This is a genomic window from Hyphomicrobiales bacterium (assembly GCA_030688605.1).
In the GTDB taxonomy this organism is placed as follows: Bacteria; Pseudomonadota; Alphaproteobacteria; order Rhizobiales; family NORP267; genus JAUYJB01.
In genome coordinates, this window is the sequence record JAUYJB010000158.1 from 1 (window position 1) to 26,051 (window position 26,051).

Genomic DNA, 26,051 nt, shown 5'->3' on the forward strand with positions numbered 1-26,051 from the left:
CAGCCGCAACACCGCCACGGCGCAAAAGAACCCGGCCTTCGGTGGGCCAAATCGGCCCATCGAATCGAACCCCTATAACCATGAACCGCTCTAGAGTTTCCGCAGCGCCACTGTCTCGATGGCGTGGTCCGATCCCTTGGAGAGGATCAGGTTGGCGCGCTGGCGCGTGGGAAGGATGTTCTCGCGCAAATTGGTCAGATTGGTCTGCTTCCAAATCCGATGGGCGATCTTCTCGGCTTCCTTGTCTTCGACCTGGCTATAGCGGTGGAAATAGGAGCGCGGATCCTTGAACGCGGTTTTGCGCAGCTGCATGAAACGCTCGACATACCAGCGGTGGATGATCTCGTCGTCAGCGTCGAGATAGATTGAGAAATCGAAGAAGTCCGAAACGAAGGGGATCGCCTCCCCGTCCTTGGGCAGGCGGCCCGGCTGCAGCACGTTGAGCCCCTCGATGATCAGAACGTCCGGCTGATCGACCTCGATAAAATCGGTCGGCAGCACGTCATAGTAGAAATGCGAATAGATCGGAGCCTGGACCTGGCGCCGGCCGGCCTTGACGTCGGAGAGGAAGCGCAGCAGCGTCTGGACATCATAGCTTTCCGGAAAGCCCTTCTTGTCCATCAGCCCCTCCTTCTCCAACACGGCGTTGGGTAAGAGGAAGCCGTCCGTCGGAACGATGTCCACCTTGGGCAGGTTCGGCCAGCGCGCCAACAGCGCCTGGAGGATGCGCGCCGTGGTCGACTTGCCGACCGCGACGCTGCCGGCGAGGCCGATGATATAGGGCATCTTCTTCTGGTTATGGCCGCCGAGGAAGGTCTCCGTGGCAAGGAACAGCTCCTGCGTCGCGGCGACATAAAGCGACAGGAGCCGCGATAGCGGCAGGTAGATCTTGACCACCTCGTCCATGGAGACGCGCTCGTTCATGCCCTGAAGCTCGCGCAGCTCCTCGCGGCTCAAGGTCAGCGGCGTATCGGCGCGCAGCTCGCCCCATTGCTCCTTGGTAAAGACCCGGTAGGGGGAGAGATTGCCGGTGGCCTGTTGGTCCATTTATCCGTTGCTCCTGATCATTGCCCGTCAGGATTGCCGGCGGGAGGCTTTTTCCTCGTGCCCGGAACGCCCGGTGCGAGCGTCAAGCTCCGCCAGGACTTCGTCAAACGACACGTCGCTGGCCTCGAGCAGCACGAGCAGGTGATAGATCAGGTCGGCGGCTTCCGCGCGCAGCGCCCGGCGGTCGCCCTGCATGGCGGCGATGACGGTCTCGGCCGCCTCCTCGCCGAGCTTTTTCGCGCACGCGGCGACGCCCGCCTCGAGCAGGCTCTTGGTGTAGGAGGCGCTCGCCTGCGCGCCGCGGCGGGCATGGATGACCGCGGCCAAATCGTGCAGCGTGAACTCGCTCACGGATCGCGTTCCTGTCCGTTGCATGGCCAAGTTTCGGGCCAGAGACTGCGCCGGCCAATGACTTGTGTCAAACCCACATTTCCCGCTTTCGTTTGCAGTTTTCACGGGTCGAGGCGTATCGGAATTCCGGCTTCGGCCATGTGCTGCTTGGCGGCGCGGATCGAATATTCGCCGAAATGGAAGATCGAGGCGGCGAGCACCGCCGAGGCGTGACCTTTGGTCACGCCGTCGACCAGGTGGTCGAGAGTGCCGACGCCGCCGGACGCGATCACCGGCACGCTCACCGCGTCGGCGATGGCCCGCGTCAAGGCAAGATCGAAGCCGTTCCTGGTGCCGTCGCGGTCCATGGAGGTGAGCAGGATTTCGCCCGCCCCCAGCGCTACCACCTCGCGGGCATATTCGACCGCGTCGAGCCCGGTGGGGTTGCGCCCGCCATGGGTGAATATCTCCCAGCGGTCGGCCTCGCCCTCTTGGCTCACTTGCTTGGCGTCGATCGCCACCACGATGCACTGGCTGCCGAACTTTTCCGCCGCGCGGCGGACCAACTCGCGGTCCTTGACCGCTGCCGTGTTGATGGAAACCTTGTCGGCGCCGGCGAGCAGCAGGTCGCGCACATCCTCGATGGTGCGCACGCCGCCGCCGACGGTGACCGGCATGAAGCAGGCTTCCGCCGTGCGCCGGACCACGTCGAGGATGATGCTGCGATCCTCGTGGCTGGCGGTGATGTCGAGGAAGCACAATTCATCGGCGCCGGCGGCGTCATAGGCGACCGCCGCCTCGACCGGATCGCCGGCATCGCGCAGGTCGACGAATTTGACGCCCTTGACGACGCGGCCGTCTTTCACGTCGAGGCAGGGGATGACACGGGCCTTAAGCATGGCCTACCGCTCCTTGCGCCCGCGCCGCCTTGATCAGCGCCAGAGCCTCGGCCGCGTCGAGCCCGCCGTCATAGAGCGCGCGGCCGCAAATCGCCCCTTCGAGAATGGCGCAATCGGGTTGAAGCAGGCGCATGATGTCATCGATTGAGGCAAGGCCGCCCGCGGCGATCAGCGGAACAGAGGTGGCGCGCGCCAACGCCAGGGTCGCCTCGACATTGAGGCCGGTGAGCGCGCCGTCTCGGGAAATGTCGGTATGGATGATGGCGGCAACGCCGGCATCCTCGAATCGCCGGGCGAGCTCTTCGGCCGACATGTCCGATGTCTCCGCCCAGCCGGCGATCGCGACGCGGCCGTCCCTTGCGTCGATGCCGACGGCGATCTGGCCGGGAAAGGCCCGGCACGCCTCGCGCACCAGCTCCGGGTCGTCCACCGCCACGGTGCCGAGAATGACCCGGGCGATGCCGATATCGAGCCAGGCCTCGATCTGCTCGAAGCTGCGGATGCCGCCGCCGAGCTGGATCGGCAGGCTGACCGCAGCGCGGATCGCCTCGACGGCGGCGCCGTTCTTCGATTCGCCGGCAAAGGCGCCGTCGAGATCGACCACGTGCAGCCATTCGAAACTCTGTGCCTCGAAGCTGCGCGCCTGAGCCGCGGGGTCGGTGTTAAAGACGGTTGCCTTTTCCATGTCGCCGCGCAAAAGCCGCACGCACTCGCCCCCTTTCAGGTCGATGGCGGGGAACAGGATCATGGCCGCCACCTCAAGAAGTTGGCGATCAGCGCAAGCCCCAGCTTCTGGCTCTTTTCCGGATGGAATTGGGTGCCGACGAGATTGTCCTTGCCGACGATGGCCGTGATCGGCCCGCCATAGTCGGTCTCAGCGATGAGATCGCCGCGGTGTTGCGGAAACAGCGCATAGGAGTGCACGAAATAGGCGTGCAAGCCTGCCTCGCCGGTCACGATCCCGTCGAGCAGGGGATGCTCCCTTATCCGGCGCAGGGTGTTCCAGCCCATATGCGGCACCTTGAGGGCGGGGTCGGCAGGCGTAATCCGGCGCACCTCGCCGTCGATCCAGCCGAATCCTTCCGCGACGCCATGCTCGAGGCCCCGCGTACCCATGAGCTGCATGCCGACGCAGATGCCGAGAAACGGCTTCCCACGGCCGATCACCTCCTCCTTGAGCGCCTCGACCATGCCGGTGAGCGCCGCCAGCCCCTGTTTGCAGTCGCGAAAGGCGCCGACGCCGGGCAGCACGATGCGCTCGGCCGCACGCACCGCCTCGGGCTTCCCGGTAACGAGGGTTTCCCCGCCGATCCCGGCCTCACGGGCGGCGCGCTCAAAGGCCTTCTGCGCCGAGCGCAGATTGCCCGAACCGTAGTCGACGATGGCGACGCGCATCACCGGTCTCCCGGCTCCGGGAACATGCCGATGACGCCGCTCGGCGCATGCGCCGGCGCGATGGCGGGCGGCGCGATTTCACGCGCGGCGTCAGGGCTTGGCGCCGGCGCTTCGGCGAGCCAGTCCGCAAAAAATTGGCGCTCGCATTGCTCGCGGTCGCGCCCGGCAACCACCGCGCGCATGCGGTAGCCGCGCCGCCGCAGCTGCCAACGCCGCAGATTGTTGGCCTCGAGCGCGAATAAGAGCAGCAGGGCGAACTCGACGATCGAACTTAACCCCGAATCCCGTCCGAGCCACAGCTCAAGCCCGCCCAGAGCCACGCCGATCGCGAGAAAGCCGAGCAGAACCCACCACATGCGGCGATAGACGAGCCAGACCGGCGGGATCAGAAAGGCCGGCCAGCAGAATCCTTCCTTGACGAAGGCGATCCGCCGCGCCGCCGCGTCGCTGCGGCCCTTCAGGCCGGCGGGCTCGTGCACCGTATAAACGGCCATTCTGGTCTCCGATAACGCCGCTAATCGCCCAGCCGGCCCTTGGTCGAGGGCACGCTGCCGGCCTGGCGCGGGTCCTCTTCGACCGCAACTCTCAAGGCCCGCGCCAGCGCCTTGAAGCAGGATTCGGCGATGTGATGGCTATTGTCGCCGTAAAAGCATTCCATGTGCAGGCCGATGCCGGCGTGCTGCGCCAGGGCCTGGAAGAATTCGCGCACCAGCTCGGTTTCGAAATTGCCGATCTTGTCCCGGGTGAACCGGACCCTCCAGACCAGGAATGGACGGCCGCAAATGTCGACGGCGGCCCGGCTCAGCGTTTCGTCCATCGGCACGGTCGCCTCGCCATAGCGGCGGATGCCGCGCATTTCGCCAAGCGCCTCGCGCAGCCCCTGGCCGAGCGCGATGCCGGTATCCTCCACCGTATGGTGGTCATCGATGTGCAGATCGCCGCTGGCCCGCACCGTGATGTCGATCAGCGAGTGGCGCGAGAGCTGGTCGAGCATGTGGTCGAAGAAGCCGACGCCAGTCGCGTTGTCGTGCGCGCCGGTGCCGTCAAGATCGACCATGACGGTGATCTCGGTCTCCTTCGTTGCGCGGGTCACGGTGGCGCTGCGCATGGGTCGGCTCCCGTTCGTCGCGGCCCCTGGGTCCAGGCCGACGCGCGGGTTTTATCAGGCAAATTCCCGCCACGCCAGCATGCGTTCCTTGGCCCCGCCCCGCCCTTGCGGTCTTTGAAACGGCAGCGCAATCGCCTACATAGGGTTGACCTTGCCCGGCTCTCGCGGGGCAAGGCGCATTTTGCGCTCATTCTCAGGAGGCTCTGCCGGTGAACGGACGGGCACTGCAGCCGTGGCACGGCACGACCATTATCACCGTGCGCAAGGGTCCGAAGGTGGTGATCGCCGGCGACGGCCAGGTTTCGCTCGGCGAGACAGTCATCAAGGCCAACGCGCGCAAGGTGCGCCGGCTCGGTTCGGGCGAGGTGATCGCCGGCTTCGCCGGCGCGACGGCGGATGCCTTCACCCTGCTCGAACGGCTGGAATCGAAGCTCGAACAGTATCGCGGCCAGTTGACACGGGCCTGCGTGGAGCTCGCCAAGGACTGGCGCACCGACCGCTATCTGCGTCGGCTCGAAGCAATGATGCTGGTCGCCGACGCGGAGGCGACGCTGGCGCTCACCGGCACCGGCGACGTGCTCGAGCCGGAGCATGGAGCGATGGCCATCGGCTCGGGCGGCAACTACGCGCTCGCCGCCGCGCGGGCGCTTTACGACAGCGACCTCGACGCCGAAGAGATCGCCCGGCGCGCCATGGCCATTGCGGCTGAGATCTGCGTCTACACCAACGACAAGATCGTTATCGAAAGCCTCGACACCAAGGACTAGTATTTTATCCGCCCATGACCAACTTTTCGCCCCGCGAGATCGTCTCCGAGCTCGACCGGCATATTATTGGCCAGAAGGACGCCAAGCGCGCGGTCGCCATCGCCCTGAGGAACCGCTGGCGCCGCCAGCAGCTCGAAGGTCCGATGAAGGAGGAGGTTCTGCCCAAGAACATCCTGTTGATCGGCCCGACCGGCGTCGGCAAGACGGAGATTTCGCGCCGGCTCGCCAAGCTCGCCGCCGCCCCCTTTCTCAAGGTCGAGGCGACCAAGTTCACCGAGGTCGGCTATGTCGGACGCGACGTGGAGCAGATCGTGCGCGACCTGATGGAAGTCTCCATCGGCCTGGTGCGCGAGGCCAGGCGCAAGGACGTGCAGGCCAAGGCGCACCTCGCCGCCGAGGAGCGGGTCATCGACGCGCTCGCCGGCAGCGGCGCCAAGGAAGGCACGCGCGACCATTTCCGCAAGCAGCTGCGTGCCGGCGCCCTCGACGACAAGGAGGTCGAAATCCAGGTCGCCGACACCGGCGGGATGATGCCGCAGTTCGAAATCCCCGGAATGCCCGGCTCCCAGGTCGGCATGATCAATCTCTCCGACATGCTCGGCAAGGCCTTCGGCGGCCGCACCAAGGCGCGGCGCATGCCCGTGCGCGACAGCTACGAGGTTCTGATCGCCGAGGAGTCCGACCGGCTGCTCGACCACGACCAGCTCGTTCAGGAAGCCGTCCGCACGGTTCAGGACGATGGCATCGTGTTTCTCGACGAGATCGACAAGATCTGCGCCCGCTCGGAGCGGGTCGGCGCCGACGTCAGCCGCGAGGGCGTGCAGCGCGATCTGCTGCCGCTGCTCGAGGGAACCACGGTGGCGACCAAATACGGGCCGGTGAAGACCGACCACATCCTGTTCATCGCGTCGGGCGCCTTCCATATCGCCAAGCCGTCCGACCTGTTGCCGGAGCTGCAGGGCCGGCTGCCGATCCGCGTCGAGCTCAGGCCGCTGACCAAGGAGGATTTCGTCCGTATCCTGACCGAGACCGAGGCAAGCCTGATCAAGCAATATGTCGCCCTCTTGGGCACCGAGGGCGTGACGCTGGAATTCACGGAGAATTCCATCGACGAGATCGCCTCTCTGGCGGTCGAGATCAACTCGGCGCTGGAGAATATCGGCGCAAGGCGTTTGCAGACGGTGATGGAGCGGCTGCTCGACGAGATCAGCTTCACGGCCACCGACCGCAGCGGCGAGACGGTCAAGATCGACGCGGCCTACGTCCGCGAAAAGGTCGGGGAACTGGCCAAGAACGCCGATCTGTCGCGGTTTATCCTATGAGCGGCGAACGGACGGCGCGGCGGATCTGGACATAGAGCGCGCCTTCGCCGCCGTGGCGGCGATGCGCCGGGGTAAAGCCGACGACGAACGGGCGAAAGCGCGGCAGCGCCAGCCATTGCGGCACGGCCTGGCGCAATATGCCGATGTCACGGTCCGGCATGAAGCCCGCCTCCTCGCGGCCTGTCGCGCTCCCCTTGCCGGTGATCACCAGAACCAGGCTTAAGCCCTTCGCCCGGGAGCGGGCAAGGAAGGCGTACAGCACCTCCCTGGCCTCGCCCTGGCGCATGCCGTGAAGATCGATGCGCGCGTCGACCTTGCGCAGGCCGCGGCCGAGCCGCTGGGTCAGCCGGCGGTCGATGGCCCCGAGCGGCGGCGGCGCGGCCGTGGACACCGGCGCGGTCTTGGCCGCCGGCTCGGGCGTGAGCTTCGTGCGCCTTTGCGGCAAGTCCGGCTTGGGCGGCGGCGCGGCCGGGGCGGGCCGGCTGCGGCGCAAGGGTTTCGCCTGCTCGGCAACTTTTTCCCACAAGCTCCGGTCCCTGGGGTCGAGCGGCGGGGGGGTCGGCCGGTGGCGCGGCATGGCGGTCAACCCCCGCCCGCTGCCCAGTTCGGCAGAGGCATGCCCTTCGGCAACAGGACCAGGAAATCGCCTTCATGCCGGATCCGGCCGGCGCGCGCGCTTGCGGCCGCCCCGGTGCCGAAGAAAATGTCGCCGCGTGCCGCGCCGGTGATCGCCGAGCCCGTATCCTGGGCGATCATCAGGCGGCGGAATGGACCGGTCCGGCCGTTCGCATCCGGCAGTTCGGCGTCGATCCAGATCGGGGTGGCGAAGGAATGGAACGCCGGGTCGACGGCGAGGCTGCGCTGCGGGGTGAGCTGCACGCCGGCCGCGCCGATCGGCCCCAGCGTCGGGTCGGGAACGGTGATGGCGCGGAAGAATATGAAGGAGCGATTCGTGGCCATCACCTCGCCGGCCTCGTCGGGGTGCGCGGCAAGCCATTGCCGCAGCCGCTCCGTGTTCATCTCGGCTGCCGAAAGGGCGCCGCGCTCGATCAGCACCTTGCCGATGGACGAATAGGGATGGCCGTTCTTGGCCGCAAAGCCAAGGCGCATCACCTCCCCGTCCTTAAGGCGAACCCGCGCCGAACCCTGGATGTGGATGAAAAAGGCCTCGATGGGATCGCGGAGATAGACGAGCTCCAATCCCCGGCCTGCAAGCGCGCCGGCTTCGATCTCGGCCCGCGTCGGATAGGCCTCGAACCCGCCCTTGACGCGCCGCGCCGCGGCGAGGCCGGGTTCAAGCCCGTGGCCGGCCTGACTGGGCTTGAGCGTCACGAGGTCGTCCGGCCGGCGGTAGAGCGGTACCGGGAACGCCGCGCTTCTCTCAAGCGATCCCTCGACCTCCGGCTCGTAATAGCCGGTCAGGAATCCGCGCGCGTTGCCCGGCAGGGTCACGCGGTAGAGCGAAAAATTGGTCTCGAAGAAGCGCCGCGCGCCGGCGCCGCTCAACAGGGCGTCGGGGCTCAGCGCCTGCGTGCAGATTCTGGTCCAGGCTTGAAGGGAATTGCTTTTCTTGCCCGTGGCGGCGGCGGCATAAACGGGCGCGCGAAGGCGCGCGCAGGACAGCGCGAAGGCGCTCAGCGCCTCCTCTTGCCGCTCGCCGCTCCAGCCGGGCAGGTCCGAAAACGCCACCGGGGTCAGCTGAGCCATCCCGGAACTCCCCCGATCCGCTCCCAGTGCGACGCCGAACATGATGAGATAAAGACAGACCGCCGGGGCCAGCAACGCCCGGCCGGCCCGCACGGTTGGCCCTCCTCCTTCCCCTCGCGCCCCCATGCCCGCCTGGCACCGCTAGCTTGCGGCTTCGGTCGCGACCAGCTTCCAGTTCGGATTGGACGAGGCCAGATCGCGCGCGAAGGTCCAGATGTCCGTCACGTCGCGGATCGCCTTCGGGTCGCCTTCGATGACCTCGCCGGACTTGGATCGGGTAACGGAGATCAGCTCGCTGACGAACCTGACCGTCAGCTGCGCCATCGTTCCCTTCAGAGCGCCATCGACGATTTCCGCCTTCTCGATGCCGATGAAGTCGGAGTCGATCGTCTCCCCGCGGCTCTCGCGCGCGGAGATGGCCTCGAGAAAGCCGTCATAGACCTCGCGGCCGAGCAGCGGCTGCAAGGTCTTGCGGTCACCGGCGGCAAACGCCGTCACGATCATCTCATAGGCGGTCTTGGCGCCGTCGAGGAATCTGCCCGGATCGAAGCGCGGGTCGACCTCGACAAAGGCCGACAGCGTGCGCGCCAGCGATGATCCCGGCCTGGCGAAACCCTTCCAACGGTCCGGCTTCTCCTCGTCGCGGGAAGGCTTCTCGGCGCGCTTGGGCAGCTGCACGACCTTGTCGCGGGCATTGGTCCCGGCGTCGCCGGCTGGGCTCTCGGGTCGCGTATAGGGGTCGAAGGGCGGCCGTTCGTGGCCGGTGCGGCGGCCGAGAACGCTGCGCAGGCGCACGAATACGACCACCGCCACGATGAGGAACAGAATGGTATATATGTCGAGAAATCCGTTCATCACCTCATCCGGACGCGGGCCCCAAAAATTGATTGCCAGGGATGTTATCAGTTTCAATGCCTCTTATGTAAGGGCCTCTGCCGCGAAAAGCCAATGCAACGCTGCGGTTTTTTGTCAAATGAGCCTGAATGGGCGAAACCACCGGGCCGGAACATGATACGCATCCTATTGCCGCTCGCCCTGATCGCCGTGCCTTTGATCGAAATCGCCCTGTTCGTGGTCATTGGCGGGCGCATCGGACTTGTTGCTACCATCGCCGTGGTCATCCTGACGGCGGCGAGCGGCGCGGCTTTGTTGCGCCTGCAGGGGCTCGAGGTTATTGCCCGGGCGCGCCGGGCCGCCGAGGCAGGACAGATGCCGATCCAATCCGTTGTCGACGGCGTCTTTCTGTTCGCCGCCGGGCTCTTGTTGCTGACACCGGGCTTTCTGACCGACGCAATCGGCTTCTTGCTGTTCGTTCCGCCGCTGCGTCGCGCGCTTGCGGCGTGGATCTGGCGGCGGCTTCTCGACTCCGGCTCGTTCGTCGTCTTCACGACGGGCTCCAACCGCACGCGCCCCGCGGACGGCCGGGGGCGGCCGCAAGGGCGTCCGCCCATTATCGACGGCGATGTCGTCGAAGGCGACTATGTCGAGATCGACGAGACCGACGCGCGCGACGATCGCTAGCCGCGGGCTTTGCTTGTTCGCCGGCAGCAACCGTGTTAGCCAGCCTGCGGCGGCACGCCTTCCGGACCGTTATCGCTGAAGCACCCCCATCGGAGCACGGCCATGGCCAAGAAACCATCTTCGACCAACGGCAACGACAAGAGCGATGGGGACGGCGCCGGCGAGGCCGCGAAGGCCGGCGCTGCTGAAGCCCCACAGGCCGGAGCCAAGCCCGGTCCGACCCTCAACGTTCTCGCCCAGTATGTAAAGGACCTGTCCTTCGAGAACCCGAACGCGCCGCAGAGCCTGGCCACCACCGGCACCAATCCCAACATCCAGATCAACATCAACGTCAATGCCCGCGGACTGTCCGAGTCCAACTATGAGGTCGAACTGACCCTCGAGGCCAAGGCGGCGGCCAAGGAAAAGGTGGTGTTCAATATCGAGCTGACCTATGCCGGCATCTTCCGCGTCGAGAACGTCCCCGCCGAAAGCCTGCAGCCGATCATGCTCATCGAATGTCCGCGCATCCTGTTTCCTTTCGCGCGGCAGATCGTGGCATCCGCCTCGCGCGACGGCGGCTTTCCGCCGCTGATGGTCGACCCGATCGACTTCGCCGCGCTGTATCGCCAGCGCGTGGCCCAACAGAAGGGCCAGGCCAAGGCCTGATCTCTCCTCGACGGTTGTCGTTTACGAGTCCCGGTAGCGCAGCCAGATGGCGTTGGCGCCAAGCACCTCGATGGCGGCGCGGTGGGCGGCGCGATCCTCTTCGCTGACCCGCCCCGGCAGCGGCGTCGGGCGCTGAACGCTGCGTCCCGGTTGCGCCCTGTCGCGCCGCTCAATGGTCTCGACGAGCGCCAGAATGGCCTGGCGTCCGCCGATGAGTTCGAGATAGACCTCGGCCAAGAGCTCGCAGTCGAGGAGCGCGCCGTGCCGGGTGCGGGCGGAATTGTCGATCCCGTAGCGCTTGCACAGCGCGTCGAGCGAGTTGGGGCCTGCCGGGTGTTTGCGTTGCGCCAGGCTCAGCGTATCGACGATGCGGCCCGTCGGCAGCGGCGGCAGCTCGGCGCGGGCAAGTTCGGCATTGAGGAACGCAGTATCGAAGGCGGCGTTGTGAATGACGATTTCCGCGTCCTCGATAAAGGCGAGGAAATCCGAGGCCCGTTCGGCGAACAGGGGCTTGTCCCGCAAAAAGCCCTCGGACAGGCCGTGGACGTTGAAGGCAGCCTGCGGCATGTCCCGCTCGGGGTTGAAATATCCGTGCCAGAACTGGCCGGTCGGGATGTGATTGACGAGCTCCACGCAGCCGATCTCGACCACCCGATGGCCGTCGGCCGGCTCGAGCCCGGTGGTCTCGGTATCGAGAATGATTTCGCGCATGTGGAAACCCGAATCGCCCCCCGAATCGCCCGATGAAACGATCCCTCAACTCGGCAGCCCTGGCAAGCCCGCAAGGGCGCGAACGATGTCTTCGACCTGTTTCTCGGCGGCCGCGAAGCCATGCGCCGTTTCAATGACAAAATGGGCACGGCGGCGCTTCTCCGCATCGCTCGTCTGCTGGGCGAGGAGGGACGAAAACTTCTCCTCCGTCATGCCCGGCCGGGTCAGCACGCGCTGGCGCAGCAAATCGGGTGGCGCCGAGACGACGGCGATGACGTCGCAGCGTTTCTCGCCCCCGGTCTCGAACAGAAGCGGGATCTCGAGGACAACGAGCCGGGCGTGCCGCGCCCGCGCGCCGGTAAGGAAGGCCTCCTCCTCATCGCGCACCAGCGGATGGACGATCTCCTCGAGCCGCCTCAGGGCCGCCGCGTCGTCGACGACACGGGCGGAAAGAAGCGCCCGGTCGATGCGGCCCTCGACCACAACGCCCGGAAAGGCGGCCGCGACCTTGTCGACCGCCGTCCCGCCGATATCGTAGAGGCGGTGGACCACGGCATCGGCATCGTGGACCGGCACGCCGCGGGCCAGGAACATGGCCGCCGTCGCCGTCTTGCCGGCGCCGATCGATCCGGTCAGTCCGAGAATGACCATCGCTTGCTTTCGATGTCCCGTTTCAACAATGCGCGCAGCTCGTCCGTGACCTCCGGCCAGCGCCCGAACCAGCGGGCAAAGCCGGGCGCTGCCTGATGGATCAGCATGCCGAGGCCGCCGACGGTGCGGTGACCCCGCTTCCTGGCCGCCGCCAACAGGTCGGTCGTCAGCGGCGCATAGACGATATCGGCGACGATGGCACGCGGATCGAGCGGCGCAAGATCGATTTCCAGCGGCGGCGCGCCGGTCATGCCGAGCGAGGTCGCGTTGACGACGAGGCGCGCGCCGTCAAGCGCCCGCGCACAGTCCGCCCAATCGAAGATTTCGGCTTCGATCCGAAGCTCTCCCAGCAACGTCTCGGCGCGGGCCGGCGTGCGGTTGACGATGCGCAGGCGCTTGCGTCCGAGATCGGCGAGGCCGGCGGCGATTGCCCGCGCCGCGCCGCCGGCGCCGAGGAGAACCACGGGGCCTTCTTCGTCGCGCCAGCCCGGCGCCTCCTCGCCCATACCGGCGAGGAACCCATGCACATCGGTGTTGCTGCCGTGAAGCCTTCCGGCGTCGAGCCACAGCGTGTTGGCGGCCTTCAGCCGCTTGGCCATCGGCTCGGCATGGGCGAGCAGGCGATACGCGGCTTCCTTGAAGGGCACCGTCACGTTGCAGCCGACATAGCCGTTTGCGGCAAGCGAGGTGAGGAATGTTTCGATCTCCTGCGGCGGTACCGCGACACGCTCGTAACTTCCCGCAATCGCGTATTTCTTCAGCCAATACCGGTGGATCAAGGGCGAGCGCGAATGCTCGATGGGCCAGCCGACGACGCAGGCTTTCGGCGGCCGTCTCGTCATGACGACAGCAGCCCCTCGGTGCGCAGCACCGCCAGCAAAGGCAAGAGCGGCAGCCCGAGAATGGTGAAATAGTCGCCCTCGATGCGCTCGAAGAGCTGAGCGCCGAGGCCCTCGAGCTGATAGCCGCCGACGCTGTCGAGGATGCCGGGCCCGGCCGCGTCGACATAGAACTTGAGGAACTCGTCGCTGAAGGCGTGCATGGTAAGCTCCGCGCCATCGACCTCGGTTGCGATGAGCCTATCGCCGCGCATGCAGGCAAAGGCCGAATCGAGGCGGTGGGTCGCGCCGCGCAGACGGCGCAGCTGATCGGCGGCGGCGGCGGCCGAGGCAGGTTTCGCGAACACTTTGCCGTTGAGCGACAAGACCTGGTCGGCGCCGATGACAAACGCTTCGGGATTGGCGACGGCGCTTGCGCGCGCCTTGGCTTCGGCGAGCCGCGACGCGAGCTCGTGCGGGACGGTCGGCTGCGCCATTTCAGCGTGCAGGGCAGCCTCGTCGACCGTCACCGGTTTCACTTTGGCGGTGACGCCGGCGCCGGCCAGGATCTCGGCCCTGATTCGGCTGCCCGAGGCGAGAATGATCGGCGGCAAGGATCGCGTCATTGAGCCTGTTCCGCGCCGAGGCGCTGATACATGGCGATTACGGCCGCCGCGGTCTCCTCGATCGAGCGGCGGGAGATGTCGATGATCGGCCATTCATTGTTGGCGCATATGCGGCGCATATAGGCAAGCTCCTGCAGGATCGCCGAGCGGTCGGTATAGTCGGTCTTCTGATCGGAGTGCATCGACAACACCCTGTTGCGCCTGATCTGCATGATCCGGTCGGCGCTCGCCACCAGGCCGACGATGAGCGGACGCTTCGCGCGCTCCAGCTCCGGCGGCAGCTGCATGTCGAGAATAATCGGCACGTTGGCGGTGCGCACGCCGCGGTTGGCGAGATAGATGCTGGTCGGCGTCTTCGAGCAGCGGCTGATGCCGACCAGGATGACGTCGGCCTCGTCGAGACTCTCCGGATGCTGGCCGTCATCGTGCATCATGGTGAAATTGAGGGCGTCGATGCGACGGAAATAATCGCGGTCGAGAACATGCTGGCCGCCGACGCGCGGCGTCGTTTCGGTGCCGAGATAGGAGCGGAAGACGCCGAGAACCGGATTGAGGATCGACACGCTGGGCAGGCCGAGGTCGCGGCAGCGCTGCTCGAGCCGCTCGCTCAATTCGCGGTTGATGAGGGTATAGAGGATGATCCCCGGCGCGGTTTCGATCTCGCTCAGGGCCTCGTCGAGCTGCTCCTGCTTGCGGACCAGCGGATAGACATGCTCGATGGCGCGGACGTCGGCATATTGCGCAGCCGCCGCGCGCGAGACGGCGATCAGCGTTTCGCCGGTCGCGTCGGAAACCAAGTGGACGTGAAAAAAGCGCTGCGAGCGGGGCACGGGCCGGGGTCGAATCCTATGCGAAAGGCTGTGGATGCTTGTGTATATCGAGGCGATTGGCGGAGCGGAGGGACAATCCATCCCCACGGGCATCTCTTTTATCAACAATCAGGCTCGCGGGGACAGTCTTTCTCCAGTTACCCTTACCATGCCGCCATCCCCCGCCTGTCCCCACACCGTTCCGCTCCACGCCGGCATGAACCGGCTCTGCACGACGGCGGAATCGTTAACCCTTTGTTAACCTTTTCGCATATTGCGACGATCTCACCCCGAGTTATCCCCGCCGACCGCCCATGTCGGACACGCTCTCGGTCTTCCTGGGGAGAGACGGTGAAGCATGGCGACATTCCACCAACCCACTGGCAATAAGCAACAAAAACAGATTCTCTTATCTTTGTTTGCTATAGGTGAGCTAATCGTGAGGAAAGCGCAAATTCGAAGCGAGGCAGGGTGCGACTGGTCGAGGTCTTGAGGAAACGTTCTCCCGGACCGGTGCCGATCTGGCTGATGCGACAGGCCGGCCGCTACCTGCCGGAATATCGCGCCGTTCGCGCCAAGGCCGGCAGCTTTCTCGATCTGTGCTACTCGCCGAAGCTCGCCGCCGAAGTGACCTTGCAGCCGGTTCGCAGATTCAGCTTCGATGCGGCGATCCTGTTCTCGGATATTCTTGTCATTCCTCACGGCCTCGGCCAGGAGCTGACGTTCGTCGACGGCGAGGGACCGCGGCTTGATCCGATTACCGATGAAAAGGGGTTGGCCCGGCTCGATCCCGGTCGCGTGCTTGGCTGCCTTGCTCCGGTGCTTGAAACGGTGTCGGAAGTACGCGCGGTGCTCGACAAACAGACGGCCCTGATCGGCTTTTGCGGTGCGCCGTGGACGGTCGCAACCTATATGGTCGCCGGCCGCGGAACCCTGGACCAGGCGGGCGCACGGCTATGGGCCTACCGCGAGCCCGAATCATTCAATCGATTGATCGATATTCTCGTCGAGAGCTCTGCCCGCTACCTCAATGCGCAGATCGAAGCCGGCGCCAACGCCGTTCAGATCTTCGATACGTGGGCGGGAAGCCTGCCGCCGGCGGAGTTCGACCGCTGGTGCATTATACCGATACGCCGCATCGTCGAGGCGGTGCGGGCGGAGCATTCGGGCATTCCAGTGATCGCCTTCCCGCGCGGGGCCTGCGACGGCTATGGGCGTCTCGTCGAGGCGGTGGCGCCGGAAGGGATCAGCATCGACACCGGCTTCGGCGTCGAGCGGGCGCGGCAGGAATTACAGCCGAATGCGGTTATTCAGGGCAATCTCGACCCCTTGGCGCTGGTCGCCGGCGGCGACGTGTTGAGGGCTGGCGTTGAGCGAATCATGCAAGCCCTGGCCAAGGGTCCGTTCATCTTCAATCTTGGCCATGGCATCGTTCCTGAAACGCCGCTGCAGCATGTCTCCGAGCTGGTCGAGCTGGTGCGCGGAAACCCAGGCAGCCGTAGGACTGGTGGCCCCTCTTAGCACCGGCGATTAGGTCCCGCCTCGTTACGCCTTTCGACGAACCTTCAACTCTGCTATAATAATTTTAAGGCAATACCCTTTTTTTGCCGCTATCGGTCATACATATTTAGTTCAGACCGATTCCCTTCCCGATAAGACCTCCCGCATCGCGCTAGCTAGGCCGTGCTGAAACACCGCATTTTGAAGCGACCAGTCGAAATCGAACCAGCCGACTTGCCCGGGGTCCCTGTCCTTCGGAGTATCTATCCATGCAGGAAATGAAGCTGCAGGAGCTTAAAACCAAATCACCGACCGAACTTCTGACCTTTGCCGAAGACCTCGAGGTGGAAGGCGCCAGCACCATGCGCAAGCAGGAGCTGATGTTCGCGCTCCTCAAGCAGCTGGCGCAGAAAGAGGTCAACATCGTCGGCGAAGGCGTCGTCGAGGTGCTGCAGGACGGGTTTGGCTTCCTGCGTTCGCCCGACGCCAACTATCTCCCCGGCCCGGACGATATCTATGTCAGCCCGAGCCAGATTCGCCGCTTCAGCCTGCGCACCGGCGACACCGTCGAGGGGCAGATCCGCAGCCCCAAGGACGGCGAACGCTACTTTGCGCTTCTCAAGGTCAACACGATCAATTTCGAAGACCCTGACAAGGCCCGGCACAAGGTTCATTTCGACAACCTGACGCCGCTCTACCCGGACGAGCGGCTGCACATGGAGATCGAGGACCCGACCATCAAGGATCTGTCGAGCCGTGTCATCGACATCGTGGCGCCGCTCGGCAAGGGGCAGCGGGCGCTGATCGTCGCCCAGCCGCGCACCGGCAAGACGGTATTGCTGCAGAACATCGCCAAAGCCGTCACCACCAACCATCCGGAATGCTATTTGATCGTCCTGCTCATCGATGAGCGGCCGGAGGAAGTAACCGACATGCAGCGCACCGTCCAGGGCGAGGTTGTCTCCTCGACCTTCGACGAGCCGGCCGCGCGCCACGTTCAGGTGGCCGAAATGGTAATCGAGAAGGCCAAGCGCCTAGTCGAGCATGGCCGCGACGTGGTGATCCTGCTCGACTCGATCACCCGGCTGGGCCGCGCCTACAATACGGTCGTGCCCTCCTCCGGCAAGGTGCTGACCGGCGGCGTCGACGCCAACGCGCTGCAGCGGCCGAAGCGGTTCTTCGGCGCCGCGCGCAACATCGAGGAAGGCGGCTCGCTGACCATCATCGCCACGGCGCTGATCGATACCGGCAGCCGCATGGACGAGGTGATTTTCGAGGAGTTCAAGGGCACCGGCAACTCGGAGATCGTGCTCGACCGCAAGGTCGCCGACAAGCGCGTGTTCCCGTCGATGGACATTCTGCGCTCCGGCACGCGCAAGGAGGAGCTGTTGGTGGAGAAGCCGCAGCTTCAGAAGATGTACGTGCTACGCCGCATCCTCAACCCGATGGGCACCGTCGATGCCATCGAGTTTCTGATCGACAAACTCAAGCAGACCAAGTCGAACGGCGAATTCTTCGAGTCGATGAACACCTGAGCGGATTGGTTTGGGCCTTGCAAACGGCCGGAGACGCTTGTAGGCGGTTCAAACCGGCGATGAAGGCGGCGGTGCCGACGCCAACGCTGCAGCAAGCGCGTCCGCATCCGTGATCGGCAAGGAGCAGGCGCCGCTTCGGCAGACGAAGGCGGTCGCCTTGCCGTCTTCCGCGAACTTGCCAAAGGCGGGATGGCCGGCCGGCAGGTCTTTCCCGCTTGCATGCCGCGTCATGATCAGATTGACCGAGGCGGCGCGCCTTGTCGCATCGACAAGGGCTTCGGCCGCATCGCCGCCGGCAAGCGCGATCAGCACCAGCTCGGTCGCGCGCAGCGCCAGGTCATAGGCGTTGAGCAGACCGCAAAAGCTGAAAGCATTGCGCTTCATGTCCGCGGCAAAGGCGGAAAGGATCGACTCGGCGCGGTCGCGATGGGCCGCTTCGCCGGTCATGTGCCACAGCCGCAGAAGATTTACCGCCGAGACCGCGTTGCCATTGGGGGTCGCGTCGTCGACGCCGGAAAGCGGCCGCACGATCAAGTCGTCGCTGTCGTCGGGGGCCATGAAATAGGCGCCGTTGGGGTTGAGGAAATGGCGCTCCAGCACCGCCGTCCAGCCGCGCGCGCGGTCAAGATAGTGGCTCTCGCCCGAAACCTCATGGAGCGCGAGGGCGGCGCGGATCATGTTGGCGTAATCGGACAGCAGACCCTTATGGCTTGCCCGGCTCGAGCGGTAGCTGTGGAATAGGCGCTCGCCGTCGGCCATCGCATCGGCGAGGAAGCGGAAGGCGTTGCGGGCAAGACCGACCCATTCCGGGCGGTTGAAGGCAAAGCCCGCCTGGGCGAGGGCGTGCACGGCAAGTCCGTTCCAATCCGCAAGTACCTTGTCGTCGAGCCCCGGACGCACCCGTTTTTCGCGCTCTTTTAGGAGCTTTTCGCGCAACGTCGCCAAGCGGGCTTCTACTTCAGGCGTTGCCAGATCCTCGTGGTGCGAGCGGTTGAGGATCGTCTTGCCCTCCCAGTTGCCGGCCGCCATGACGCCGTAATGATCCGCGAATACGCCGTAATCCTTATTGCCGAGTCCGGCGCGCAGCGCGTCCGCCGTCCAGACATAGAACTTGCCTTCCTCGCCCTCTGAATCGGCATCGAGGCTGGAGGCGAAGGCGCCTTCGCCCGTCAGCATCTCGCGCTTAAGCCAGCCGACCGTCTCGCCGACCCGCCGCTTGAACAGCTCGGACCCGGTGGTGCGCCAGGCCATGGTTAACAAATCGATAAGAAGCGCGTTGTCGTAGAGCATCTTTTCGAAATGCGGCACCAGCCAGCGCGCGTCGACGCTGTAGCGGGAAAAGCCGCCGCCGAGATGGTCGTAGATGCCGCCCATGCTCATGCGGTTCAGCGCCCGCAGCACCGCGGCTGGATACGGGCGCTCGCCGGTGCGTTCTCCGGCCCGCCACAACAGCTCCAGAAACGCGGTCTGGGGGAACTTCGGCGCGCCCTGGATGCCGCCGTTTTCCGCGTCGCTTACGGTTACAAGCCGCTCGGCCGCCGCGTCGACGAGGTCGGGGGTCAGCGCGTCGCTGGCCGCGCCGCCGGCGCCGGCGCGCAGCCGCTCCAGCAGCGCTGCGCGATTGTGCTCGATCTTTTCCGGTTCGGCCTGGAATATCTTACTAACTGCCTGTAAGACATCGATAAACCCCGGCTTTCCGAAGCGCGGTATCTTGGGAAAGTAGGTGCCGCCCCAAAACGGCTCGGCGTCCGGCGTCAGAAACATGGTCAGCGGCCAGCCGCCGTGCTCGCCGAGGAGATGCAGCGCCGACATATAGATGGCGTCGATGTCCGGGCGTTCCTCGCGGTCGACCTTGATGTTGACGAAGTGGGCATTCATGACCTCCGCCACCTCGTCGTCCTCGAAGCTCTCATGCGCCATGACGTGGCACCAATGGCAGGCGGCATAGCCGACCGACAGCAGGATCGGCTTGTTCGCCGCCTTGGCCTCCGACAGGGCCTCCGGCCCCCAGGGCCGCCAACGGACCGGGTTGTCCTTGTGCTGCAGCAGATAGGGGCTGGTCTCGTTGGCGAGAAGATTTTCGGTCATCGGGCAGGGCCGGCCTTTCGGCAGCTGAGAGGGACTCGGGTCGGGTGGTTAAGGTATAGGGCTTGCACGTCAGTGCAATAAGATCGACGCGCAGGAGAGATTCACGTGAAACGCGGATGACCGCCTACGATACGATTTTCGCTCTTTCCAGCGGCCCCGGCCGGGCCGGCGTCGCGGTGTTCCGCCTCTCCGGGCCGCAAGCGCGCACGGCGCTGAAGGCTCTTGCCGGGGCTCTGCCCGCGCCGCGGCGCGCCGCGCTGCGGGTGCTGCGCGATCCCGCCGACGGGACCGAGATCGATCGCGGGCTTATCTTGTGGCTACCGGGGCCTCAGAGCTTCACTGGCGAGGATATGGGCGAATTGCACGTCCATGGCAGCCGGGCCGTGGCCGCCGCGCTCACCGCGGCGCTGGCGGCGTTAGAGGGCCTTCGCCTGGCCGAGCCCGGCGAGTTCGCGCGCCGGGCGTTCGAGAACGGCAGGCTCGATCTGACCGCGGCCGAAGGCCTCGCCGATCTCATCGACGCCGAGACGGAGGCGCAGCGGCGCCAGGCGGTGCGCCAGCTTGAAGGCGCGGCGGGCCGGCTCTATGACGGGTGGCGCGACCGGCTGATGCGGGCGCTCGCGCATTTTGAGGCGGCGCTCGACTTTGCCGACGAGGCCGACGTGCCGGGCTCGCTTGGCGAAGAGGTCGCGGCCGAGGCCGCGGCGGTGGCCGGCGAAATCGCCCGCCATCTCGCCGACGGGCGACGCGGCGAGCGGCTGCGCGAGGGTTTAAGGGTGGTCATCGCCGGGCCGGCCAATGCCGGCAAATCGACGCTGATGAACGCGCTTGCCCGGCGCGACGTCGCCATCGTCTCGGAACGCGCCGGCACGACGCGAGACGTGATCGAGGTGCATCTGGATCTGTCCGGTTATCCGGTGATCCTGACCGATACGGCGGGCCTGCGCGAGGCGGCAGACGAGATCGAGGAAGAAGGCGTGCGCCGCGCGCGCCAGGCGCTCGATCGCGCCGACATCCTCGTCTGGCTCGATCCGGCGGACGGAACGGCGGCGGCGCCGGCGCCTGAGCCGCGCCACGGTCAGCGCCTGCTTCGTGTCCGCAGCAAATGGGACCTTCGCTCCGATTCGCCGCCGCGCCAAGGCTGGGACCTCAGCCAATTGTGCCTCTCCGTTGCCAAGGACTGGGGTGTCGACGCCTTGGTCGAGCAAATCGCGGCGGCGGCACGGGAGCTGTGCGGGGTGGGCGAGGACCCGGCGATCAGCCGCGCCCGCCATCGCGCCGCGCTTGAAGATTGCGCCGCCGCGCTTGCCCGGTTTGCCGCCGCGGCCAAGGCCGGCGTGTCGACCGAGCTTCTGGCCGAGGAGCTGCGGCTTGCGGCCCGGGCGCTCGGGCGGCTCACCGGCCGCGTCGATGTCGAGGATCTGCTCGATGTCATCTTCGCCGATTTCTGCATCGGCAAGTGAGGTTTCACGTGAAACCGTTTTGACGGCGTTGCCGCGCGGCGCTAGACAGGCGCGACCGGAAAGGAGCCGAGACGGCCATGAGCGAGCCCTTGCGGACCGATCCCGCCAATTGCTTCGACGTCGTCGTCATCGGCGGCGGCCATGCCGGCTGCGAGGCGGCCGCCGCCGCGGCCCGGCTCGGCGCGCGCGTAGCACTCGTTACGCACCGCGTCTCGACCATCGGCGAAATGAGCTGCAACCCGGCGATCGGCGGCCTCGGCAAGGGCCATCTGGTGCGCGAGATCGACGCGCTCGACGGGGTCATGGGCCGCATGGCCGACAAGGCCGGCATCCAGTTCCGCATGCTCAACCGCTCCAAGGGGCCGGCGGTGTGGGGGCCGCGGGCGCAGATCGACCGGGCCCGTTACCGCGCCGCCATGCAGGCGGAAATGCGCGCGACCCCGAGGCTCGAGATCATCGAGGCGGAGGCCGAGGACCTCATTTTCAGCCACGGCCGCGTCGCCGGCCTGCGCGTCGGCGATGGCCGTGATATCGGCGCCGCCGCCGTGGTGCTGACCACCGGCACCTTCCTCAATGGCCTCATCCATATCGGGGAAAAGAAGATTCCCGCCGGCCGCGCCGGCGAGGCGCCGTCCCTCGGCCTATCGAGGACGCTTTACGGGGCAGGCTTCCGTATCGGCCGGCTGAAGACCGGAACGCCGCCGCGGCTCGATGGGCGGACGATCGCCTGGGACGGGCTTGCGGTGCAGCGCGGCGACGAGCCGCCCGCGCCTTTTTCGTTCCTGAGCGAAACGATCGAAACGCCGCAGGTCGTCTGCCACATCACCAAGACGACCGAGGCGACGCACCGGATGATCGAAGAAAACCTCGCCCGGTCGCCTATGTATTCCGGTCAGATCGAGAGCCGGGGGCCGCGCTACTGCCCGTCGATCGAGGACAAGATCGTTCGCTTCAAGGACCGCGAGAGCCACCAGATCTTTCTCGAGCCGGAGGGAATCGGCGACGATACGGTCTATCCGAACGGCATCTCGACCTCGCTGCCGGAGGAGGTCCAGAGGGCGCTGTTGAAGACCATACCGGGGCTTGAGAATGCGCGGATGATCCGCCCCGGCTATGCCATTGAATATGACTATGTCGACCCGCGCGAGCTTTATCCAACGCTGCAGACCAAGCGGCTCGAGGGGCTGTTCCTCGCCGGCCAGATCAACGGCACCACGGGCTATGAGGAAGCCGCCGCCCAGGGCCTGATCGCCGGCCTCAACGCAGGCCTGTGGGTTGCCGGCCGCGACGCCTTCACCGTCGACCGGTCGCAGGCCTATATCGGCGTTCTCATCGACGATCTCGTCACGCGCGGGGTCAGCGAGCCTTACCGCATGTTCACCTCGCGCGCCGAGTTCCGCCTGGCGCTGAGGGCCGACAATGCCGACCAGCGGCTGACCCCCCTGGCGATCGCGCTGGGCGGCGTCGGCAGGGCGCGGCTGACGGCGTTCGCCGGCAGGATGGCGGTCTTGACGGCGGCCAGGACGCGGCTTGACGGGCTTTCGCTGAGCCCCGACGAGGCCGCCCGCAATGGGCTCCGAATCAACCGCGACGGGGTCCGCCGCAGCGCCTTCGAACTCCTATCCTATCCCGACATTGACATCGCGGCGCTCGCCCGCATCTGGCCGGAACTGGGCGACATTCCCGCCGCCATCGCCGGCCAGATCGCCATCGATGCCCGCTACGCCGCCTATCTCGCCCGCCAGGCGCGCGACATCGAGAGCTTCCGCAAGGACGAAGGCCTGCGGATCCCCGAGCGCATCGATTTCTCGCGCATCGCCGGCCTGTCGACGGAGGTGCGCGAGAAGCTCACCCTGGTGCGGCCGCTGACCATCGGCCAGGCCGGCCGCATCGACGGCATGACACCGGCAGCCCTCGTCCTGCTGATCGCCCATATCCGCCGCGGCGCGCTCGCGGCGAGCGCCTGAGAAATGACGCCCGAGGACTTCGCCGCACGATATTCCGTTTCACGTGAAACGCTGGGCCTGCTCGAGCGCTACGCGGCGCTCCTTGGGCGCTGGCAGAAGGCGCAGAACCTGGTCGCGGCGGCAAGCCTCGATGAGGTCTGGAGCCGCCACTTCGCGGACTCAGCCCAGCTTCTCAAGCTTGCGCCCGAGGCCCGGCGCTGGCTCGACCTCGGCTCGGGCGCCGGCTTTCCCGGCATGGTCATCGCCATCCTGCTCAAGGGCAGGGAAGGTGCCGCAGTCGACCTGGTCGAGGCCAACGCGCGCAAATGCGCGTTTCTGAACGCCGTGCGGCGCGAGACCGCGGCGCCGGCGCGGGTTCATGCCATGCGCATCGAGGAGGCCGCGAATCACCTCAAGGGGCCGTTCGACATCGTCACCGCCCGGGCGCTCGCGCCCCTTGTCGAGCTTGCGCCCCTGATCGCGCCGTTTCTCACCGGTCCCGCGCGGGCCTTGCTTCCCAAGGGCCGCGACGTGGAGCGCGAATTGACCGCCGCCTCGATTGCCTGGAATATCGCCTGCGACATATTTGAAAGCTTGACCGATCCGCAGGGGCGGATATTGATGGTGCACAAGCTTCAGCGGCGGTGAGCGACGAGGCCATGAGCTTATTGTCCCCCCATCGGACCGAGCCCCGGATTCTGGTCATTGCCAACCAGAAGGGCGGCGTCGGCAAGACCACGACGGCGATCAATCTCGGAACCGCGCTTGCGGCGATCGGCGAACGGGTGGTGATCGTCGATCTCGACCCCCAGGGCAACGCCTCGACCGGCCTCGGCATTGACCGGGCGGCGCGGGCGACCTCGTCCTACGACGTGCTGATGGGCAACGCGGATATCGCCGCCGCGGCGCAAAAGACCGCCGTGCCGCAGCTTTCCATCGTGCCCTCGACGCTGGATCTGCTCGGTTTCGAGCTCGAGGTGGCGCAGAGGAGCGACCGGGCCTTCCGGCTGAAAAATGCCATCGCCGATGTCACCCGCGTCGAGCCCGGCGACGAGCTCGCCTACAGCTATGTTCTGCTCGACTGCCCGCCCTCGCTCGGTCTGCTGACCCTTAACGCCATGACCGCGGCGCAGGCGATCCTGGTGCCGCTGCAATGCGAGTTCTTCGCGCTGGAAGGCCTGAGCCAGCTGTTGCGCACCGTCGAGCAGGTTCAGCGCACCCTCAATCCGGGTCTGAGCATCCATGGTATCGTGCTGACCATGTATGATTCGCGCAACAATCTCGCCGGCCAGGTGGTCGCGGATGTGCGCGCCTTCATGGGCGACAAGGTCTACAACACCATCATTCCGCGCAATGTGCGCGTCTCCGAGGCGCCGTCCTACGGCAAGCCGGTGCTGCTCTACGACTATAAATGCGCCGGCAGCCAGGCCTATATCCGGCTCGCGACCGAGATTATCCAGCGCGAGCAGGCGCTTCATGCCGCATGAGGCGGGCTTCCGGCGCGCGGTCCGGTCGCAAGACCAAGGGCGACAGCAATAGAGGGGAATGATGTCGGCACAGGCGAAGGACAGCCGCGGCGATTCCGCACACCCCTCCCGTCTCGGGCGCGGGCTGGCGGCGCTGATCGGCGACATCGGCGAGGAGGCGGCGGGCCCGGGGCGGGCGGCGCAGCGGGTGCCGACCGCCTTCCTCAAGCCCAATCCGCGCAACCCGCGCAAGCGCTTCGGCGACGAGCAGATCGCCGATCTCACCGATTCGATCCGCCAAAAGGGCATCATCCAGCCGATCATCGTGCGCTCCGTCGCCGGCGCGGCCGACGAGTTCGAGATCGTCGCCGGAGAGCGGCGCTGGCGGGCGGCGCAAAAGGCCGGCCTGCACGAGGTCCCGGTGCTGGTCTACGACCTCGGCGACAAGGAGGCGCTGGAGATCGCCATCGTCGAGAACGTGCAGCGCACCGACCTCAACCCGATCGAGGAGGCGCACGGCTACGAGCAATTGGTCGGCGAGTTCCAATACACCCAGGACGAACTCGCCAGGATCATCGGCAAGAGCCGCAGCCATGTCGCCAACACGCTCAGGCTCCTCAAGCTGCCGGAGAAGGTGCAGGCCTATCTGCGCTCGGGCAAGCTCAGCGCCGGCCATGCCCGGGCGCTGGTCACTCACCCGGACCCGGTGGGCCTGGCCGAGCGCATCGTCGCCCTCGACCTGTCGGTGCGCGAGACCGAGACGGCGGTGCGCAAGCCGGGCGCCGCGGCGCGGCGGAACCGGTCGGGAAAGGACGCCGACACGCTGGCGCTCGAAAAGGCGCTCAGCGACGCCCTCGGCCTGACGGTCGCCATCGACCACAAGATCGGCATCGGCGGCGAGGTGCGCATCCGCTACCGCACCCTGGAGCAGCTCGACGTCATCTGCCACCGGCTCAAGGGCGGCGGTTAGGGGCGGGGCCGAGTTCGAATTCCGTTTCAGCAGTCGCACGAGGCTCGGCGTGCTTGATTCCGCCTGCCCTACAAGGGCAATCGCCGGCGTAATCGGCTGACCTATCAACAAACCGGTTGAGGGGTGGTCGCACAGGCAATAGGCAAAAGGCTCGTGCGTTGGTGTGCGACTAAAATCAGGATATACCAATGGGCCTGCCTGCCGATTTTTGGATGACATTTCGAGAATGGCTGGTTGTTGGGCTAACGGCGCTAGCGGCGATTGGGGCAATCGTTACAGCTTTCGCCACGTTTCGCATGTGGCGCGGCCAACGCCGTGGCGTCGCGGCCGCAAAGCCCACTGTCACTGCCTGGCTATCGCGCATCAGCGGACGAACAGAAACCCCTCATGAAATACAGTTTAATGTTGACGATGACCATTTAAGCGTTTGGCGCATAAAATCGGTTATGTCGCGCTATATTTGGCGTCCGCTTATTAGCGAAATCGAATCCCGGCAACGGGACGGAGGGGGCGGGACTTTGGAAGTGTTCCCTAAGGGGTGGAAGAAACAAATTCGATTCGATCCGCCGATCCAGGCTTCGACAATCTTACTGCGCTATGACTGCCCTCGCTTGATTGATTTCGTCTTCGTCTTGGCCATGAGATCGTCGCCCAAAGAAACAAGTCGAATTGCTGCGCGCATCAAGACGAGGGATTGATAGGCGCCGCAAGGAACACACTACAT

At 65.9% G+C, this 26,051-nt stretch carries 28 protein-coding genes; 12 read left to right on the forward strand and 16 right to left on the reverse strand.

The features are described from left to right. Positions 1–90 precede the first annotated feature (90 nt). The 7 genes from coaA to hisB all read right to left on the reverse strand — a co-directional run bounded on the left by coaA (position 91) and on the right by hisB (position 4,779). The gene (coaA, locus tag Q8P46_16570) at positions 91–1,047 is read right to left on the reverse strand and encodes a type I pantothenate kinase (protein MDP2621761.1); all 957 of its coding nucleotides are present in this window, start codon (positions 1,045–1,047) and stop codon (positions 91–93) included. Between the two features lie 27 nt (positions 1,048–1,074). After that, on the reverse strand, positions 1,075–1,398 hold the full coding sequence (locus tag Q8P46_16575) for a phosphoribosyl-ATP diphosphatase (protein MDP2621762.1): 324 nt from the start codon (positions 1,396–1,398) through the stop codon (positions 1,075–1,077). Between the two features lie 101 nt (positions 1,399–1,499). Further along, a complete protein-coding gene (gene hisF, locus Q8P46_16580; GenBank protein ID MDP2621763.1) occupies positions 1,500–2,276 on the reverse strand; it encodes an imidazole glycerol phosphate synthase subunit HisF in 777 nt (258 codons plus the stop codon). Continuing rightward, positions 2,269–3,024 (reverse strand): 1-(5-phosphoribosyl)-5-[(5-phosphoribosylamino)methylideneamino]imidazole-4-carboxamide isomerase, encoded by a 756-nt coding sequence (gene hisA / locus Q8P46_16585; protein MDP2621764.1) that lies wholly within the window; start codon positions 3,022–3,024, stop codon positions 2,269–2,271. The genes hisF and hisA overlap by 8 nt, the downstream gene beginning before the upstream one ends. Further along, a complete protein-coding gene (gene hisH / locus Q8P46_16590; protein ID MDP2621765.1) occupies positions 3,021–3,671 on the reverse strand; it encodes an imidazole glycerol phosphate synthase subunit HisH in 651 nt (216 codons plus the stop codon). Before hisH ends, hisA begins: the two co-directional genes overlap by 4 nt. After that, a complete protein-coding gene (locus tag Q8P46_16595; protein MDP2621766.1) occupies positions 3,671–4,165 on the reverse strand; it encodes a DUF2628 domain-containing protein in 495 nt (164 codons plus the stop codon). The genes hisH and Q8P46_16595 overlap by 1 nt, the downstream gene beginning before the upstream one ends. 20 nt (positions 4,166–4,185) lie before the next feature. Next, complete coding sequence (gene hisB, locus Q8P46_16600; GenBank protein ID MDP2621767.1) at positions 4,186–4,779, reverse strand: imidazoleglycerol-phosphate dehydratase HisB; 594 nt, start codon at positions 4,777–4,779, stop codon at positions 4,186–4,188. Positions 4,780–4,988: 209 nt separating this feature from the next. On the opposite strand from hisB, the gene hslV reads away from it, so the two are divergent. After that, positions 4,989–5,546: an ATP-dependent protease subunit HslV gene (gene hslV / locus Q8P46_16605; protein MDP2621768.1), complete on the forward strand. Its 558-nt coding sequence runs from the start codon at positions 4,989–4,991 to the stop codon at positions 5,544–5,546. Between the two features lie 14 nt (positions 5,547–5,560). Then, entirely contained in the window at positions 5,561–6,868 is a 1,308-nt protein-coding gene (hslU, locus tag Q8P46_16610) for an ATP-dependent protease ATPase subunit HslU (protein MDP2621769.1), read from the forward strand. Here hslU and Q8P46_16615 read toward each other — a convergent pair. The 3 genes from Q8P46_16615 to Q8P46_16625 form a co-directional block, all read right to left on the reverse strand. Further along, on the reverse strand, positions 6,858–7,394 hold the full coding sequence (locus Q8P46_16615) for a Smr/MutS family protein (protein MDP2621770.1): 537 nt from the start codon (positions 7,392–7,394) through the stop codon (positions 6,858–6,860). The genes hslU and Q8P46_16615 overlap by 11 nt on opposite strands. Positions 7,395–7,450: 56 nt before the next feature. Then, positions 7,451–8,575, reverse strand: coding sequence for an MltA domain-containing protein (locus Q8P46_16620; GenBank protein MDP2621771.1), 1,125 nt, complete (start codon positions 8,573–8,575; stop codon positions 7,451–7,453). Positions 8,576–8,716: 141 nt separating this feature from the next. Next, complete coding sequence (locus Q8P46_16625; GenBank protein MDP2621772.1) at positions 8,717–9,430, reverse strand: Tim44/TimA family putative adaptor protein; 714 nt, start codon at positions 9,428–9,430, stop codon at positions 8,717–8,719. A gap of 153 nt (positions 9,431–9,583) precedes the next feature. Between Q8P46_16625 and Q8P46_16630 the strand changes: the two genes are divergently transcribed. Beyond that, entirely contained in the window at positions 9,584–10,096 is a 513-nt protein-coding gene (locus Q8P46_16630) for an FxsA family protein (protein ID MDP2621773.1), read from the forward strand. A gap of 102 nt (positions 10,097–10,198) precedes the next feature. Beyond that, positions 10,199–10,744 (forward strand): protein-export chaperone SecB, encoded by a 546-nt coding sequence (secB, locus tag Q8P46_16635; protein MDP2621774.1) that lies wholly within the window; start codon positions 10,199–10,201, stop codon positions 10,742–10,744. A 21-nt stretch (positions 10,745–10,765) separates the two neighbouring features. Here the strand turns inward: secB and dnaQ are convergent, their stop codons facing one another. Genes dnaQ through Q8P46_16660 form a run of 5 tightly spaced genes read right to left on the reverse strand, consistent with a single transcriptional unit; the run spans position 10,766 to position 14,380 of the window. After that, positions 10,766–11,455: a DNA polymerase III subunit epsilon gene (gene dnaQ, locus Q8P46_16640; protein MDP2621775.1), complete on the reverse strand. Its 690-nt coding sequence runs from the start codon at positions 11,453–11,455 to the stop codon at positions 10,766–10,768. A gap of 45 nt (positions 11,456–11,500) precedes the next feature. Further along, positions 11,501–12,106: a dephospho-CoA kinase gene (coaE, locus tag Q8P46_16645; protein ID MDP2621776.1), complete on the reverse strand. Its 606-nt coding sequence runs from the start codon at positions 12,104–12,106 to the stop codon at positions 11,501–11,503. Beyond that, positions 12,088–12,948 carry a shikimate dehydrogenase gene (locus tag Q8P46_16650; protein MDP2621777.1) on the reverse strand — a complete coding sequence of 287 codons (861 nt, stop codon included), beginning with the start codon at positions 12,946–12,948 and terminating at the stop codon, positions 12,088–12,090. Before Q8P46_16650 ends, coaE begins: the two co-directional genes overlap by 19 nt. After that, a complete protein-coding gene (locus Q8P46_16655; protein ID MDP2621778.1) occupies positions 12,945–13,550 on the reverse strand; it encodes a Maf family nucleotide pyrophosphatase in 606 nt (201 codons plus the stop codon). The genes Q8P46_16650 and Q8P46_16655 overlap by 4 nt, the downstream gene beginning before the upstream one ends. After that, positions 13,547–14,380, reverse strand: a complete 834-nt coding sequence (locus Q8P46_16660) for a pyruvate, water dikinase regulatory protein (GenBank protein MDP2621779.1) — start codon at positions 14,378–14,380, stop codon at positions 13,547–13,549. The genes Q8P46_16655 and Q8P46_16660 overlap by 4 nt, the downstream gene beginning before the upstream one ends. A 450-nt stretch (positions 14,381–14,830) precedes the next feature. Between Q8P46_16660 and hemE the strand changes: the two genes are divergently transcribed. Both hemE and rho read left to right on the forward strand, forming a co-directional pair. Next, positions 14,831–15,880: a uroporphyrinogen decarboxylase gene (gene hemE, locus Q8P46_16665; protein MDP2621780.1), complete on the forward strand. Its 1,050-nt coding sequence runs from the start codon at positions 14,831–14,833 to the stop codon at positions 15,878–15,880. A gap of 248 nt (positions 15,881–16,128) precedes the next feature. Then, on the forward strand, positions 16,129–17,394 hold the full coding sequence (rho, locus tag Q8P46_16670) for a transcription termination factor Rho (protein MDP2621781.1): 1,266 nt from the start codon (positions 16,129–16,131) through the stop codon (positions 17,392–17,394). A 48-nt stretch (positions 17,395–17,442) separates the two neighbouring features. Here rho and Q8P46_16675 read toward each other — a convergent pair whose 3' ends face one another. Next, positions 17,443–19,482: a thioredoxin domain-containing protein gene (locus Q8P46_16675; protein ID MDP2621782.1), complete on the reverse strand. Its 2,040-nt coding sequence runs from the start codon at positions 19,480–19,482 to the stop codon at positions 17,443–17,445. Positions 19,483–19,598: 116 nt separating this feature from the next. Between Q8P46_16675 and mnmE the strand changes: the two genes are divergently transcribed. The 6 genes from mnmE to Q8P46_16705 all read left to right on the forward strand — a co-directional run bounded on the left by mnmE (position 19,599) and on the right by Q8P46_16705 (position 26,025). After that, positions 19,599–20,945 carry a tRNA uridine-5-carboxymethylaminomethyl(34) synthesis GTPase MnmE gene (gene mnmE / locus Q8P46_16680; GenBank protein ID MDP2621783.1) on the forward strand — a complete coding sequence of 449 codons (1,347 nt, stop codon included), beginning with the start codon at positions 19,599–19,601 and terminating at the stop codon, positions 20,943–20,945. A 77-nt stretch (positions 20,946–21,022) separates the two neighbouring features. Beyond that, complete coding sequence (gene mnmG, locus Q8P46_16685; protein MDP2621784.1) at positions 21,023–22,912, forward strand: tRNA uridine-5-carboxymethylaminomethyl(34) synthesis enzyme MnmG; 1,890 nt, start codon at positions 21,023–21,025, stop codon at positions 22,910–22,912. A 3-nt stretch (positions 22,913–22,915) separates the two neighbouring features. Beyond that, positions 22,916–23,539, forward strand: coding sequence for a 16S rRNA (guanine(527)-N(7))-methyltransferase RsmG (rsmG, locus tag Q8P46_16690; protein MDP2621785.1), 624 nt, complete (start codon positions 22,916–22,918; stop codon positions 23,537–23,539). Positions 23,540–23,550: 11 nt separating this feature from the next. Then, positions 23,551–24,378, forward strand: coding sequence for a ParA family protein (locus Q8P46_16695; protein ID MDP2621786.1), 828 nt, complete (start codon positions 23,551–23,553; stop codon positions 24,376–24,378). A 61-nt stretch (positions 24,379–24,439) separates the two neighbouring features. Next, complete coding sequence (locus tag Q8P46_16700; protein ID MDP2621787.1) at positions 24,440–25,327, forward strand: ParB/RepB/Spo0J family partition protein; 888 nt, start codon at positions 24,440–24,442, stop codon at positions 25,325–25,327. A 188-nt stretch (positions 25,328–25,515) separates the two neighbouring features. Continuing rightward, positions 25,516–26,025, forward strand: coding sequence for a hypothetical protein (locus Q8P46_16705; protein ID MDP2621788.1), 510 nt, complete (start codon positions 25,516–25,518; stop codon positions 26,023–26,025). Positions 26,026–26,051: the final 26 nt, after the last annotated feature.

What these genes read in the sequence shown, in the direction of transcription:
- Q8P46_16630 (MDP2621773.1), top strand. Translation starts at nt 9,584, where the DNA reads ATGATACGCATCCTATTGCCGCTCGCCCTGATCGCCGTGCCTTTGATC.
- hisH (MDP2621765.1), bottom strand. Translation starts at nt 3,671, where the DNA reads ATGCGCGTCGCCATCGTCGACTACGGTTCGGGCAATCTGCGCTCGGCG.
- Q8P46_16705 (MDP2621788.1), top strand. Translation starts at nt 25,516, where the DNA reads ATGGGCCTGCCTGCCGATTTTTGGATGACATTTCGAGAATGGCTGGTT.
- rsmG (MDP2621785.1), top strand. Translation starts at nt 22,916, where the DNA reads ATGACGCCCGAGGACTTCGCCGCACGATATTCCGTTTCACGTGAAACG.
- mnmE (MDP2621783.1), top strand. Translation starts at nt 19,599, where the DNA reads ATGACCGCCTACGATACGATTTTCGCTCTTTCCAGCGGCCCCGGCCGG.
- Q8P46_16655 (MDP2621778.1), bottom strand. Translation starts at nt 13,550, where the DNA reads ATGACGCGATCCTTGCCGCCGATCATTCTCGCCTCGGGCAGCCGAATC.
- Q8P46_16675 (MDP2621782.1), bottom strand. Translation starts at nt 19,482, where the DNA reads ATGACCGAAAATCTTCTCGCCAACGAGACCAGCCCCTATCTGCTGCAG.
- hslU (MDP2621769.1), top strand. Translation starts at nt 5,561, where the DNA reads ATGACCAACTTTTCGCCCCGCGAGATCGTCTCCGAGCTCGACCGGCAT.
- hisB (MDP2621767.1), bottom strand. Translation starts at nt 4,779, where the DNA reads ATGCGCAGCGCCACCGTGACCCGCGCAACGAAGGAGACCGAGATCACC.
- Q8P46_16700 (MDP2621787.1), top strand. Translation starts at nt 24,440, where the DNA reads ATGTCGGCACAGGCGAAGGACAGCCGCGGCGATTCCGCACACCCCTCC.
- dnaQ (MDP2621775.1), bottom strand. Translation starts at nt 11,455, where the DNA reads ATGCGCGAAATCATTCTCGATACCGAGACCACCGGGCTCGAGCCGGCC.
- secB (MDP2621774.1), top strand. Translation starts at nt 10,199, where the DNA reads ATGGCCAAGAAACCATCTTCGACCAACGGCAACGACAAGAGCGATGGG.
- hisA (MDP2621764.1), bottom strand. Translation starts at nt 3,024, where the DNA reads ATGATCCTGTTCCCCGCCATCGACCTGAAAGGGGGCGAGTGCGTGCGG.
- hisF (MDP2621763.1), bottom strand. Translation starts at nt 2,276, where the DNA reads ATGCTTAAGGCCCGTGTCATCCCCTGCCTCGACGTGAAAGACGGCCGC.
- Q8P46_16595 (MDP2621766.1), bottom strand. Translation starts at nt 4,165, where the DNA reads ATGGCCGTTTATACGGTGCACGAGCCCGCCGGCCTGAAGGGCCGCAGC.
- Q8P46_16695 (MDP2621786.1), top strand. Translation starts at nt 23,551, where the DNA reads ATGAGCTTATTGTCCCCCCATCGGACCGAGCCCCGGATTCTGGTCATT.
- Q8P46_16620 (MDP2621771.1), bottom strand. Translation starts at nt 8,575, where the DNA reads ATGGCTCAGCTGACCCCGGTGGCGTTTTCGGACCTGCCCGGCTGGAGC.
- mnmG (MDP2621784.1), top strand. Translation starts at nt 21,023, where the DNA reads ATGAGCGAGCCCTTGCGGACCGATCCCGCCAATTGCTTCGACGTCGTC.
- Q8P46_16650 (MDP2621777.1), bottom strand. Translation starts at nt 12,948, where the DNA reads ATGACGAGACGGCCGCCGAAAGCCTGCGTCGTCGGCTGGCCCATCGAG.
- rho (MDP2621781.1), top strand. Translation starts at nt 16,129, where the DNA reads ATGCAGGAAATGAAGCTGCAGGAGCTTAAAACCAAATCACCGACCGAA.
- coaE (MDP2621776.1), bottom strand. Translation starts at nt 12,106, where the DNA reads ATGGTCATTCTCGGACTGACCGGATCGATCGGCGCCGGCAAGACGGCG.
- coaA (MDP2621761.1), bottom strand. Translation starts at nt 1,047, where the DNA reads ATGGACCAACAGGCCACCGGCAATCTCTCCCCCTACCGGGTCTTTACC.
- Q8P46_16625 (MDP2621772.1), bottom strand. Translation starts at nt 9,430, where the DNA reads ATGAACGGATTTCTCGACATATATACCATTCTGTTCCTCATCGTGGCG.